Origin of the sequence: Streptomyces sp. NPDC088254 (assembly GCF_044740925.1) — a bacterium.
Taxonomy (GTDB): Bacteria; Actinomycetota; Actinomycetes; order Streptomycetales; family Streptomycetaceae; genus Streptomyces.
The window spans coordinates 1,432,749-1,445,884 of record NZ_JBIURQ010000001.1 but is presented as its reverse complement, the minus strand read 5'-3'; the positions used below and the strand labels follow the sequence as shown (position 1 = coordinate 1,445,884).

The 13,136-nt window shown below is 71.6% G+C and carries 12 protein-coding genes; 10 read left to right on the top strand and 2 right to left on the bottom strand.

Annotated features, from left to right (window positions below; genetic code table 11):
• Positions 1-242 precede the first annotated feature (242 nt).
• The 8 genes from ACIOC0_RS06380 (at position 243) to ACIOC0_RS06345 (ending at position 8,657) form a co-directional block, all read left to right on the top strand.
• Entirely contained in the window at positions 243-1,205 is a 963-nt protein-coding gene (locus ACIOC0_RS06380) for a JmjC domain-containing protein (RefSeq protein ID WP_402152954.1), read from the top strand.
• Between the two features lie 22 nt (positions 1,206-1,227).
• On the top strand, positions 1,228-1,353 hold the full coding sequence (locus tag ACIOC0_RS06375) for a YM-216391 family RiPP peptide (protein WP_402152952.1): 126 nt from the start codon (positions 1,228-1,230) through the stop codon (positions 1,351-1,353).
• Positions 1,354-1,443: 90 nt separating this feature from the next.
• Positions 1,444-2,838 (top strand): YcaO-like family protein, encoded by a 1,395-nt coding sequence (locus ACIOC0_RS06370; protein ID WP_402152950.1) that lies wholly within the window; start codon positions 1,444-1,446, stop codon positions 2,836-2,838.
• A gap of 57 nt (positions 2,839-2,895) precedes the next feature.
• Positions 2,896-4,365 (top strand): cytochrome P450, encoded by a 1,470-nt coding sequence (locus ACIOC0_RS06365; RefSeq protein ID WP_402152948.1) that lies wholly within the window; start codon positions 2,896-2,898, stop codon positions 4,363-4,365.
• Complete coding sequence (locus tag ACIOC0_RS06360) at positions 4,362-5,147, top strand: DUF5944 family protein (RefSeq protein ID WP_402152946.1); 786 nt, start codon at positions 4,362-4,364, stop codon at positions 5,145-5,147. The genes ACIOC0_RS06365 and ACIOC0_RS06360 overlap by 4 nt, the downstream gene beginning before the upstream one ends.
• A complete protein-coding gene (locus tag ACIOC0_RS06355) occupies positions 5,144-6,091 on the top strand; it encodes a hypothetical protein (RefSeq protein WP_402152944.1) in 948 nt (315 codons plus the stop codon). Before ACIOC0_RS06360 ends, ACIOC0_RS06355 begins: the two co-directional genes overlap by 4 nt.
• Positions 6,088-7,221: a hypothetical protein gene (locus ACIOC0_RS06350; RefSeq protein ID WP_402152942.1), complete on the top strand. Its 1,134-nt coding sequence runs from the start codon at positions 6,088-6,090 to the stop codon at positions 7,219-7,221. Before ACIOC0_RS06355 ends, ACIOC0_RS06350 begins: the two co-directional genes overlap by 4 nt.
• The gene (locus ACIOC0_RS06345) at positions 7,218-8,657 is read left to right on the top strand and encodes a SagB family peptide dehydrogenase (protein ID WP_402152940.1); all 1,440 of its coding nucleotides are present in this window, start codon (positions 7,218-7,220) and stop codon (positions 8,655-8,657) included. Before ACIOC0_RS06350 ends, ACIOC0_RS06345 begins: the two co-directional genes overlap by 4 nt.
• Before the next feature lie 29 nt (positions 8,658-8,686).
• Here ACIOC0_RS06345 and ACIOC0_RS06340 read toward each other — a convergent pair whose 3' ends face one another.
• Positions 8,687-9,097, bottom strand: coding sequence for a helix-turn-helix domain-containing protein (locus ACIOC0_RS06340; protein ID WP_402153256.1), 411 nt, complete (start codon positions 9,095-9,097; stop codon positions 8,687-8,689).
• Between the two features lie 576 nt (positions 9,098-9,673).
• Between ACIOC0_RS06340 and ACIOC0_RS06335 the strand changes: the two genes are divergently transcribed.
• Positions 9,674-10,981: a sensor histidine kinase gene (locus ACIOC0_RS06335; RefSeq protein WP_402152938.1), complete on the top strand. Its 1,308-nt coding sequence runs from the start codon at positions 9,674-9,676 to the stop codon at positions 10,979-10,981.
• 232 nt (positions 10,982-11,213) lie between these two features.
• Positions 11,214-12,278, top strand: a complete 1,065-nt coding sequence (locus ACIOC0_RS06330) for a hypothetical protein (RefSeq protein WP_402152936.1) — start codon at positions 11,214-11,216, stop codon at positions 12,276-12,278.
• Here the strand turns inward: ACIOC0_RS06330 and ACIOC0_RS06325 are convergent.
• The gene (locus ACIOC0_RS06325; RefSeq protein ID WP_402152934.1) at positions 12,245-12,910 is read right to left on the bottom strand and encodes a DNA-binding response regulator; all 666 of its coding nucleotides are present in this window, start codon (positions 12,908-12,910) and stop codon (positions 12,245-12,247) included. The two genes, ACIOC0_RS06330 and ACIOC0_RS06325, sit on opposite strands and share 34 nt — an antisense overlap.
• Between the last annotated feature and the right edge of the window lie 226 nt (positions 12,911-13,136).

Sequence of the window (13,136 nt, the reverse complement as noted above, 5' to 3'; positions counted from 1 at the left end):
TACAGGAGATGGGTTGACGGGCTTGTGTGGCTATGCCTGCGGGCGTGCCTGAGCCGTCTTGACTCGACGGCAGGTCATCCGTCCACAACGGGGAGCAGCCGCGCTCCTCGTCACATTCGGGTCGACGTGCAGAAATCGACAACTGTTATGCACGCGCCGTCAACGACTTCCCATTCCCCCTGCGGCAATCTTCTCAACAGACGCCGAGAAACACAGGCGGGCAGCGAAACGGGGCGGTGGACATGACGCGGCAGCCGGGCAGTGACGAAGTACTCGGAAATCTCTTTCCCCACATCGGGGCGCGGGAACTGAGAAAGGCCGTACAGGCGGGCAAGCGGGTCACCGACACCGGCTCGCCGGAATCCCTGAAAGGAATTCAGGATTCCGCACCTTTCGACGACGCACGGACCCTGGTCCGGAGCCATCCGTACGGAGTACGGCTGCACCTGACGCGTTCCCCGGAGCGTTACCGGGCGGACATCGTCGTCGACGGCAGCCAGGGCGCCGCGTTCTTCGACGACGGGGTGTCGGTCAACCTCGAGGAGTTCGACCGGGTCTCCCCCGTGGCCGGCGCATGGCTCGACGCGATCGCCGCGGGTCTCGGGATCCCGCGCCCGTTCTGCGGCTGCTCCGCCTTCGTCTCGCCCGTCGGCAGCGGGCTGCCACTGCACTTCGACGCCAAGGACGTCGTGGTCTTCCAGGTCAGCGGCGTCAAGCGCTGGCGGCTCGCCGACAACACGGGCCTGCGCCACCCCACCGCCAATTACGCGGCGGGCAGCCGCTACGTCTCCAAGGAACTGGCCTCCTACTACCGGCCCGGCACCCCGGGCACCGAGGTGCCCGAGCAGTGCGACCCCGTCGACCTTCGGCCCGGGGACGCCCTGTTCCTGCCGCGCGGCCACTGGCACGGGACCGAGGCCCACCAGCACGCGCCGTCCGTCTCGCTCTCGTTCGGCATCCAAGCTCCGTCATGGTCCGCGGTCTTCCTGGAGCGGCTCAAGGCCCGGCTCCTTGCCTCGGACCACTGGCGGGCCCCGGCCGTCCGGCTGGACAGCGACCATGGGCAATTCCTGCCCGCGGACCTGGTTCAGCGGATGGACAGGGCGATCTCGGAAATGCTGTCCGGTGAACTCGACCGGGCGCTTTTCGAGGAAATCACGGCCGGTCGGGCAAAGGGCCCGGCTGCCGAAATCACCGGTCCATGAGGACCGGAGGATGGAGAGAGAAATGCCCGAGAACATGACCGCCGAGATCGAGGAAGTCGACATCGAGGTCGGATTCATCATCGGATCCACCTGCTGCTCCCTCGAGATGGAAGAGGACGACCTGGACATCGCCTCCGACGAGGCGTGATCCGCGGGTTCTGCCGCCTCTGCGCGGCGGTGCCCCGTAGGTCCTGAGCAGTGCCACGGAACCCACCGCACCCATGAACAGGAGTCCTTCATGACGGGGAGCTCATCGCCCGGACTCGGACAACGCGCCCCCCGTCGGCAGGCTCCGCAGGGCGCGGAAGGCGCCTCGGGCGGCGCGACCACCTCACCGCTGCCCGAGGCGCACCCCCTGCTCGACCGGATCATCCGCCGCGAGCAGGTGTTCTCCGCGGTCCCCCGGGTCAGGGTCGTCGACGGCGACCCGGCGGTGTACAGCCACACCTGCCTCCCAGGGCCGGCGGTCCACGCTCTCGGGCGCTTCGGGCAGTACACCAAGTGCGGAGGCGCCGGCTTCCTGCCGGCCGACAGCTGGATCGCGGCGGCGGCCGAAGGGCTGGAGCGCTACTACGCGATCACCTACAGCAGGACGGCGCCGTACCGCAGAGGACGCTGGAGCGATCATCCCGATGACTCGGTGCACCCCAGGGAGTGGTCACCCTACTCCCCCGCGCAGTACGCCGAACCCGACTTCCCCTTCCGGCCGATGACCACCGAAACCGACCTCAGGTGGTACCCGGGCCAGGAGCTGCTGACCGGCGAGGAGGTCTGGCTGCCCGGCCCCGCCGTATGCTTCCCCTACCTCAGGACCAAAGCCGAGGAACGAGTCCTGCCGGGCGTCACCACCGGCCTGGCCTTCGGACTCGGTCCACGCATGGCCGCCCGCTCGGCACTGTGGGAGGTCGTCGAACGCGACGCCTTGGTGCTCGCCTGGCACTGGCAGCTGCCGGTACGCAGGATCGACGCCGGGACCGGGCTCTGCCGTGAACTGGCGCAGGCCGCGCGACTCGACGACCGCTACGCCGTCGACGCCTTCGACATCACCTCCGACCTCGGCGTGCCCGCCTGCATGGTGATCGTGCGGGTGCGCGGCTCCAAGGGCCCGATCCTCGCTGCGGGCTCGGCCGCCCGAGGCACCCTCGGCGCCGCCCTGCGCAAGGCCTTCCTCGAGGCCCTGCAAGGCGTGCCCTACGTGCGCCACCTGTGCGCCACGATGGCGGACTGGTCCTACGGCGGCGACTTCGCGGAGGTGCGTTCCTTCGAACGCAGCGCGGCCTTCTACTCCCTGTTCCCCGACCAGTTGCGGGCCTGTCTCACAGCTCGCCCGCAGTTCCTCAACGTACGCGGCAACAGTGTCGTCGTCGAGGACCGCCCGGACGAGACGCCCCTGACCCTCGACGAGACGCTGATCGCGCTCCGTGACCACGGCCACCGGGCCTACGCGGTCGACATGAGCACCGAGGCTTTGCGCGCCGACGGCTGCGCCGTCACCCGGGTCGTCGTGCCGGGCCTGTACAGCCTCGAAGGGGCTCACCGCTTCCGAAACGGAGACCCCGCGCGCGCTGCGGCCGTGGGTGCGCTGACCGGCAGTGAGCCGGACCCCCACCCGTACCCGCATCCGCTTCCCTGAGTCACGGCTTCCCACCCAAGCGTGATCCCGTCCCGGACCGAGCCCCGAGGTGCACCGATGAACTGGAAGACCGTTCCCCTGCTGAGCGGCGCGGGACCGGAGGCAGGACGGTGCCCGGTCCACATCCCCGGGCCGGCCACCGCACCGCCCGAGGACGCACCGCCCGGCCACCACCTACGCGAGCTGCGCACCTCACCTCTCGCCCTGCTGCGGCGCTCGGCCGAGGAGGGCGCGCACGGACTGGCCCGCCTGGACACCGGTCCCGGCGCCTGCCTCGTCCTGAACGACCCCACGGCCATCGAGGCCGTGCTAACCGACCGCGACGCCACCTTCTTCAAGCCGAAGATGGACCTGTGGAAGCAGGTCCTCGGGGAGAACGTGCTGACCAGCGAGGGAGCGGACTGGGCCCGCTCGCGGCGCAGGAGTGTGCGGATCACCGGGGCACGGTACGTACGACGTGCCGCCCGGATCGTCGCCGAGGCCGCCGATGAGAGCCTGCGCCACTGGACGGGTACGGACGCCCTGGACATCCACGAGGAGATGCGGACACTCACCCTCGCCGCGACCCTGCGCCATTTGTGCGGCACCGACGAACGCTTCGACCTGCACGGCTTCGGAGACCGTCTGCGGACCGTGATGGAGAGCATCCACACGCTGGAGTCCGCCCCTCCCGGCTCGCCACCCGATGCCGCCGTGGAGAGCCGCTTCTCCCGTGCGGCTGGTGAACTCAGGGCCGCGGTGGTGGATCTGGTGGCCCGTCATCCGGGCGGCGGCGACGATCTGATCGGCCTCCTCACCGCGTCGCCGGTCAGCGGCGCCGCGGAGCCGGGCGGGCCTGAGCGTGCCGCCGATCCACTCACCCCGGAGCAGGTGTGCGACGAGGTGCTCGCCCATCTCATCGCCGGTCACGAGTCCACGGCCACCTCCTTGGCCTGGGCACTGCTGCTGCTCAGCCGCGCTCCGGACGTGACGCGGAGGGTGCGGGCGGAGATCGACACGACCGTGGGGAACCGCCCCCCGAGCACCGCGGACCTGGCCGAGATGTCCCTTCTGCAGGCCGTGTTCCTGGAGGCGCTGCGGCTGTACCCGCCGGCGTGGACCATCATGCGAGCGACCGGCCGGGCCTGTGAGCTGCTCGGCGTGCGGATCCCGGCAGGCGCGGTGCTACTCGCCTCCCCGTACGCCGTCCAGCGCTCAGGCCGCTGGTTCCGCCGGCCTGACACCTTCCTTCCCGACCGCTGGCTCGAGGCGGGCGGGAGCGGCGAATCGAAGTACACGTACTTCCCCTTCGGCGGCGGCCGCAGGTCCTGCCCCGGCAGGCAACTGGCCCAGGTCACCGCCGGTGTGGTGCTCACGCGAGTGCTGCAGGGCTTCTGCCTCGAACCCGTCGGCGAGCTGCCCGAGGTCGCCGTCGACATCATTCTGCGCCCCAGCGCCGGAACGCGGCTGAGGGCGGTCCCCGTGCAACCGGAGCCGACCGGGCCCTCACAACCGGAATCCTCCGGGCATCGAAAGGAGTCACGATGAGGCATGCCACCACCTCCCTGGTCGCGGGGCTGATGCGCAAGGAGGAGTTCTCCGGCCGGTCGCTGGAGGAGGCCATGGCGCGCTATGTCATCAGCCCCACCCTGGCCTCGCGCACCGCCGGGGTGCACTGCAGCCACTCGGGCCGGCTTGCCGCGCCGGGCGTGGTGGAACTGCGGTGTACGACCCGCGTGGACGGTCTCACCGAGCCGTTCGCCCTCAAGCACACGTACACCTTCCCGCTCCTCGACGAGGTACGGGAGTCGGGGCTCGTACTCCACCCGGAGACGCCCAGCGGCACCAGCGAGGTCCTGGTCGCGCTCAAGGACGGCGCGAAGAGCTACGTGAACGTCGCCGTGCACGACGACGAGGGCTACATGCTCCACTCCTCGGTGCTCACCTACAACCGGCGCGGCGACGTACGCCCCTACGTCCCCGTGATTCCCGACAAGTTCACCTCTCCCGTGTCTCTGGGCAAGGCCGAACTGGGCGAGGCGGTGGACGAACAGGGCCGCCGGGTGCTGCGGCTCGTCCTGGGCCTGGAGGAACTGACCGACTGCACCCTGGTGAAGGTCGGCTACAACACCCTCGGCATCCAGCACGTACGCCACTTCGAGGCCACGCCCACCGACCCCATGGTCGTCTCCGACCTCCTGCTGGAGAACAATCCCGAGCTGTTGCCGGGCGAGTGGGTCATCGGGGCCACCGATGCCGAGGACCGCATGCTCGTCAACGGCATCGTCCGCATCTCGCCACTCGACGGCCCCCGCGGGGCGACGGCATGACCAGGTCCGCACACGAGGCGGCCGCGACCACGACGGCCGGGGGCGAGCGCGCCCGTACCGCAGCCGCCGCGGCGCTGCACCGGCTGCGGCACGACCCCCGCCCCGCTCCCGCCAGGCGCCCTCTGCTCCCGCTCGCTGACGAGGCGTGGTTCTACGCGATGCTCCTGGAACGCCACTTCGCGCAGTGCCCGGACGACGTACCGCAGTGGCAGAGCGCCCTCGACGCGCTACTGGACCAGGCACGGGGGCAGGATCCGGCGGCCGCCCTGCACGATCGGCACCCGGCGGACCCGTATGCCCGCGGTGAGGAACTCCTCGGTGCCGCGATGCTCGCCCATCTGCTGCGGATCCGGCACCCCGGAGAGCCCGCCGCGGAGCGCTTCGTCGCGCGCACCCTGATGTCGTTCGGCCCACCCGCACCACCGGTGACCGGTCTGGCGCCGCTGCACGCTCTGTGCCTGGCCCACAACCTGGGCGAGCTCGACGAGCACGCCCTGGCGCGCGCCCTGCGTCCCCCCCGCGACGCGACGGAGGCGGCGACCGGACTCACCGGAGCCGAACGCCTGCTGACGCAGGCCTACTTCCACACCCATCTGGTGCTGTTCGCCTTCGGCACCTTCCGCCGCCCCGAGGCGGATCCGGCGCCGTTGGCCGACAGCCTGGCCTTCCTCCGCCGACACGCCCGCACCTTTGAGCGGTTCGGATGGGCGGACCTGTGCGCCGAGACGGCGCTGTGCCTGTCCCTGTGCGGAGAGCGCGACGAGGACTTCCACCGGCTCCTCGCAACGCTGCACCACCTGCAGCGGCCGGAGGGCGACTGGCGCCATCCGCGCATCGACGAACGCCAGGCCCGGCACAGCACCATGATGGCGGCCCTCGCCCTGCTGGAAGCGGCGCGCCCTGCGGACACGGCGGCGACACCCGCCACAGCGGGGCACGGGTGAGCGTGGTGGACCTCGCGGAGCTGGGCGACCTTGAACGCACGACCCTGACCATCGACACCCCGCAGCACCCCGACTGGCTTCGCGTCTTCCCCGTCGCCCACCTCGCCGAACACCTGCTCGGCCGGGAGCTCGGCCGACTCGCGGGTCTGAGCGCCCTGACCGGCCATCTGCGCCAGGACGTCATCACCGTGCGTTTCCTCGTCTCCAGGACCGGGCGCAGCGCACTCGATCTCCCGCGCCTCCTCGAACTGCGGGACACGACGTCGGCCGACTTCGAGCAGGAACTCCGCGTGCTCGCCGCGGAGGACGCGATCCTTCCGGCGTCGCTGCGCAGCACGGGACGGCTCCCCGCCGGGCTCGAACAGTTCCGGGATGCGTGGCGACGGACCACGCCCCGGCTGCGGCTGGATCGAGAGCCCTTCGTCTCGGGACGGATGAGGGCGCTGCTCGACCCCGGCAGTCCGGCGCCGTGGATGGACGGCCTGGTCACCGAGGCCGCGGAGGCGGCCGGTGGCCGCGGGTCGGCGAGCGGGCGGTGGGTCGACGGGGCGGCGGACGAGCGACAGGAGTACGCCGACGCCCTGGCGGCCGTGCGTCGCCGGCTCGGCGGCAGGGAGCCCGAACTCTTCATGGACGGCGGCCCGTTGGACCAGTACTGCAGCCCTGCCTCCGTCTTTCTCGCCGGGCTGTCCGCCTACCGCTCACCGCTGTTCCGCAGACTGCGGGAGGGACCGCGGCCGGTCTACAGCCTGAAACTGTTCGACTTCCCGTGGCGCCGCCGCACCTTCGTCGCCTGCGTGACCCAACCGGCGACGGGGCCCGCGGCCTTCTCGGCCACTCTCGGCCCCCGCCTCGCCGAGATCGTGGCAGGCCTCGGGACCGCCGAGCTGCGGACCGTACGGGACGAAGGCTGCCTCGCCGTGCTCGACGACCTCGTCGCCGTACTCGACTTCCCGCCTCGTAGGGCGTGGCTCCCGGTGCTCGCTCGGCTCAACGACTTCAGCGCACGGCCCACCGACCTCGCCCGGCCGGTACTCGACTGCACCACCGACGACCTCGCGCGGTATCGCGACGACTTCCTCGACGCGTACACCCGGCGAGTCCACCGCACAGCCTGGGAGGCCGTATGACCACCGCCGCGTACACCCTCGTCGGCTTCGATCCGCTGGGCCTCGCCGACGCGGCGGCCCTGCGGAGCGGCCCCTTCGCGGGCAACGGCAGCCCGGTCGCGAGGACGGTCGACGCCGTGGCCGATCACCTCGCCGAGCCCGCGGCGGCGGGCCGCCGTGGCTGCGTCGTCGCAGTCCTGGACGCGGACTGCGCGCCCCAGGCGGTGCGGCTGCGTGAAGCACTCAACTCGGTTGTGCTCGCGACGGGTTCCCTGCTGGTGCCCTGCTTCGTGACGGATCCCTGGACCGTACGCGTCGGCCCCTGGGTCAGGCCCGATTCGACGCCCTGTCTGGGCTGCTTTGCCCCGGACCTGTTGCCCGCCGTCGACGGCTTCCGGCTCGACGCGGTGCCGGCGGCGGACGGGCCAGAACCCACAGACCCCCCGGTCAAGCCCGACGGCCTGGTCGCCTTCGCACTGGAAGAAGTCTCCCGAGCGCTGCGGAACGGGCTGTGGGGCAGCCCCGACCGGTCACTGTGGGGCAGGGTGCTCACCCTGCGCGCTCTGGAGGACCGGCGCCTGGTCAGGCAGTCGTGGCGCGCGCCCAGGGATCCCGACTGCCGGTGGTGCAGGGCGCACGCCGACGACGGGGCCGCGGCCCTGCCCCGGCTCTCGCGGATCCTGCACGAGAACAGCAAGCTGCGCGAGCACTTCAGAGAGCGGGACGCGATCAACAGCGCGTACGGGACCCCGGCCGACGCGTCGACCGGGACCGACACCGCCCGTGGACCGTCCGCGGAGCCGAATCTCGTACTGCCCCTGCCCGACGTACGGGACGTCCGCTCGCTTCCCCTGGAGGAGGCGATCGCCCGGCGCCGTTCCCGGCGCAGGTTCGGGCCCGCTCCCCTCGCGGCGGACGAACTGTCCGCGCTGCTCCACTACTCCTCGGGCGTCACCGGATGGGGCGCCACGACCGACGGGGGCCGTGTGCCGCTGCGGGCCACGCCCTCCGGCGGGGCGTTGTACCCCATCGACGCGTACGCCTATGTGCGCAGGGTCGAGCGGGTGCCCCGGGGTCTCTACCGCTACGACCCGCTCACCCACGGCCTCGTCGCCACCGGCCGTCCGGCCGACGCGGGCGAGCAGCTGTCGGCTCACTCGGCGCACCGTCACGTGCTCGACGACGCCGCCGTGGTCGTGGTGCTCGCCGGGGCCTTCGGACGGACCCAGGCCAAATACCTCGAGCGGGGCTACCGGATAGCGCTGATGGAGGCCGGGCACATCGCCCAGAACCTCCAGCTCGTGGCAGCGGCGCGGCGGCTGCGGGCCTGCGGGGTGACCGGCTTCGTCGACGACACCGTCAACGGCGTGCTCGGCCTTCCGGCCACAGGGGGGAGCCAGGCACTGTACCTGCTCGCCGTGGGCCGCCCGCCCGAGGCGACGGCGTCCAGCACCTGACCTCCGACCGCCCTGTCCGATCGGGCGCATCAGCCGTGCAGCAGGCCCCGATTGCGGTGGTCGCGCGGCGAGATCCCGTACGCGGCCCGGAACGCCCGGCTGAAGTGTGCCGCGTCCGAGAAGCCCCACCGATTTGCGATGACCCGGATCGAATGTGAACGCAGCCGCGGATCCGCCAGATCGCGGTGGCAGTGTTCCAGGCGGCAGTGCCGGATCCACGCGGCCACGGTCATCTGGTGGGTGTCGAAGATCTGGTAGAGATAGCGGACCGAAATGTGATGCGCCTCGGCGATGGTGGCCGGCGTCAGGTCCGGGTCTCCGAGGCGTCGTTGTATGAAAGCGTCGATCTGTCGGCGCAGGGCACAGCGCCGACAGTGGACAGGCGCTCCGGGGGCTTCACGGTCCGGTTCTCCGGGCCCGCTCGCCCCGGGCTCCACCATGGTCACCGCTGATAAGGCACACTCCGCGACCTGCGCACGGACGGCACCACCGGCTCGTCCGTCGGTACGATTCTCGAGTTCGATCAACATCCGAGAAAACAACGCGATCCCCCGTTTCGACTGCGCCCGCCACAGCACGGAATCGACGCGGTCCGCCCATCCCCATGGGCACGAACCCGTCGCCTCGACGGCACATCCCGTGCGGTGCGCGTACTCCGGACACTTCCGGGGGAACGCCGCTCATGGTCCCGTCCGGCCGTGAACGGCACGTCCGCGCCGGGATCCGGTCGGGACCGGGCGGCGTCGGCGTCTCCGTCCACCCGGTGGGCCCTGTGGCGCAGGGCACATGGTCGGGTTGCCACGCCCTCCCCCGTGGGGCGTAGCGACCGTCGGAATCCGCCACACCGGTCGCGCGCGGCGGTCGACGGGTGCAACGCTAATGCCGGGAGCCCCGGGCATGTGACGGTCATTCGACCCACACACCGGAGAAACCACGGGCGGAGGGCGAACTGGGGTGCACGGCACCGCAGTTGCGGCGACCAGGCTTCGCAGGGTGACGGGGACGGGAGACAGGTGGTGGGCGAGGGGAAGGCTCCGGTCCCCGGCATGGCCGAGGGGTGTGGTCGGGGCCTGGACGCCGGGGACGGCGAGCATGGCCGCAGCACCGGGCGCAGCAAGCGCGGCCGGGAGGCCGAGGAGCGCGAACCGGTGGGCGACGCGGCCCCGGCGCCAGCCTCCGCCGCCGGCACGGACGAGGAGTCCGGGCCCGCGGAGCGTGAGTACACCGGCTTCGCCCGGCGGTACGCGAGCCGTATCCGCCTGGTTGCGGTCTCGCTGTGTGCCGTGCTCGGCGCCGCCGCCATGCCCGTGGGCCCACTGCCCGCAACCGTGGCACTCGGTGTGCTGGTCTGGAGTCTCGTCGAATACCGCCTGTCCCACTCAGGCCGCGGATCCGGGCTCCTGCTCGCCGCCGACACGGCCGTGATGGCCGCGCTGTGCCTCAGCCAGGGGCTCACCGTTCCGGCCGAGCAGACCCAGCACGGCAACACCTGGGTGCTGGTGACGGTCAGCATGGTGATGACCGCTCACCAACTGACGTACCCGCCGGTGCCCGCGCTGTCCGTAGCGGTGCTGCTGGCTGCGGCGGACCTGGCGGGAGCCGCGCTCGACCGCCCCGAGGGCTGGACCTACGCGCTGCCCAACGCGAGCTGGCTGCTGGTTCAGGCCGCACTCGCGCAGGCGCTCCACCGGCTCGTGCTGCGCAGGGCCCGGTCCGCCGATGCGGCGGGCGCGGCTGCCGCGCGGGAGCGCCGGCGGTACGAGGTTGCCCGGGCCCAGCAGGCAGCCGAGCGCGAATACCTCGCCACCCTGCACGACACGGCATGCGCCACCCTGCTCATGGTGTCGTTGCGCGGGCAGATCATCGACCCGGCGGTGCTGCGCGCCCAGGCCGCCGAGGATCTACGGCGACTCGCGGCGGCGACCGAGAACAGCATCACGGGTGAAACGGATGTGGCGGACGCGCTGCGTGCGGAGGCAGCCGGCCGGCCGCTGACCGTACGCACCGACTTCAGTGGCGAGTTGGGCACCGCGTGGCATCCCGCCGTCGTGGCGCTGCAGGGCAGCCTCGGCGAGGCACTGCGCAACGTGGAGCGTCACGCGGGCGTGGACCGCGCCACCGTGACGGCGAGCAGGGAGGGAGACCGCGTGCTGGTGACCGTCAGCGACGAGGGCGTGGGGTTCGACCCGGACGGCGTGCCGGAACACTGCCGGGGCGTGGAACGCTCGATCGTTGAGCGCATGGCCGCGGTCGGCGGCACGGCGACCGTCGACTCCCGGCCGGGCGCGGGCACCAGGATTCGGCTGGAGTGGCCACGTGTCTGAGGAGCCGAGGACCGGGACACCGCGCAGAGAGACGACCGCAGCGACATCGCCCGGGCAGCCGCCGCACACACTGCCGCGGGATCGGCGCGCGTCCGAGCCGCCGTACGCAGAGGGGGCCCGGGACGGCGAGAGAGCCGCGGGGGACCACCCCTGGGAAGTCAGCGAAGACGCCGAGACCATCGCGCAGGACCTGCATCGCGGGCTGCGTCGCGCCGGCCTGGTCGTCCTTACCTTGATCCATACCGGACTCGCCCTTCCGAGCCTGCTGGCCGGCCTGGACCAGTACCGCCATCCGTGGACCCAGCTCACGGCCTTCGTTCTGCTCACCATGGTCATCGTGGCCTACACGGTGCTGGGTCGCACGGACACCAACGGCTCCGTCGGCTGGACCGTCACGGGGCTCGCCGTCTCGCTCGCCGCGGCGATCGCCGCCAGCTCCCAGCTGCCGTCAGCACATTTCTTCGCCACCCCGCACTGGACCTTTCTGGAGCTCGGCTGGTTCGGGGTGCTGCTCCTGCTGGGACGTCCGCTCTGGCACACACTGCTGTTCATCGGCTGCCATGTCATGGCCATGCTGGGGCTGCTGTCGCTCACCGGCTTCCCGTCCCGGCCGGTCGTGGCTGGCATGGCCGTCAGCGCGCTGGCCGTCTGCACCTTCCAGGTGGCGACGGCCGTGATGGCCGGTTTGCTGCGCGGTGTGGCCGCGACGGCGGCCGCCGGGGCCCGCGAGCAGGAGAGGGTCCGTACAGACGGCGAGGTGTCCGTACGCGTCCAGGCAGACCGGCGAACCCGCTACCGGGAGTTGCGGGAGTCGGTACTGCCGCTGCTCGCGGGACTGGCGGACGGCTCACTGGACCCCGCCGACGAAGTGGTGCGCCGCCGCAGTGCCATCGAGGCGGCCCGGCTGCGGCGGCTGTTCGCGGAGCGTGACCATGCGGCCGACCTGTTGGTGCACACACTCCGGGCGTGCATCGACGTCGCCGAACGGGGCGGAGTGGACGTGCAGTTCGCCGTGCGCGGTACCTTCGTCCCGGTGCCCCGCCGGCTGTGCCGGGCCCTGACCGAGCCCGCCCTCGCCGCCCTGGTCTCGGCCGAGCGAAGTGCGCGCGCGACCGTAGTGCGTGTCGGTGGGGTGGTCCGGGTCAGTGTCGTCACCGACGCGCCGGGGACGCACATTCCGCAGCAAGGGGGGCACGGCGTCGAGGTCCGGACTCTGCGCCGCGACGGGCGGCTGTGGACGGAGGCGGCCTACCGCCTGGACGCTCACAGTTCATCGAGCGAGACCCAGCCGTCCTGAACGGCCCTGGCCACCAGATTGGCCTTCGTCGGCGCGGGCCGGCCGACGTTCGCGTACTTGATGCGTATCCGGTCCAGATAGGTGTTGACCGTGCGCACCGAGATGCCCAGGCTCTCACCGACCATGGCCTTGGACTCCGACTGAAACCACTCCAGGAGCACCTCGACCTCGCGCGGCGCGAGCGCGGGGCGCCCGCTGCTGAGATCGCTGCCGAAGGCGCCCGCGAGCATCGGCGGCGTGTAGGGGCGGCAAGCGGCCGCGGCGAGGGTGGCGGCCACCAGGTGGTTCTCGCCCTCCGCCTTCGTCAGGTAGGTGAACGCGCCCAGGTCCAGGCAGGTCAGGGCGTCCTCCTGGCTGTCGCGCATGGTGTAGACGATCACCTGCCGCTCCAGCGCGACGAGCTGTCTCAGCTCGCGGTACACGGGAGTGCCTTGGGACAGTTGCAGATCGAGGACCACCACGTCCGCGGTGGCTCCCGGGCCGCGGAAGGCGAGGGACACGTCCGGCCCCTTGGCCACGGTGACGATCGGGTCCTCCGATGCGGCGAACCAGGATTCGATGCCGGCGAGCACCACGGGGTGGTCGTCGATCAGTGCCACGGTCACGGGCGATAACGGCCTGGCCTCGGACATGCCGACTGGTACCTCCCGTGCGACCGCTACCGAACAGTTCCTGCGATGTGTGCACAACGCCCGACGCACCGGGAAGGTTTCCGCGGGCGGTTGCACAGCGGGCATTTCCGGTCCCCGCCCCGGCCGGCGACCCGCCGGGAAGGCCGGCCCACATCGCGATGGCGACGCTTCCCGGACCTGCGCTAGGAGCCCGCCTCGGAGCGCTGCGGGCGGCGACCATGTCTCC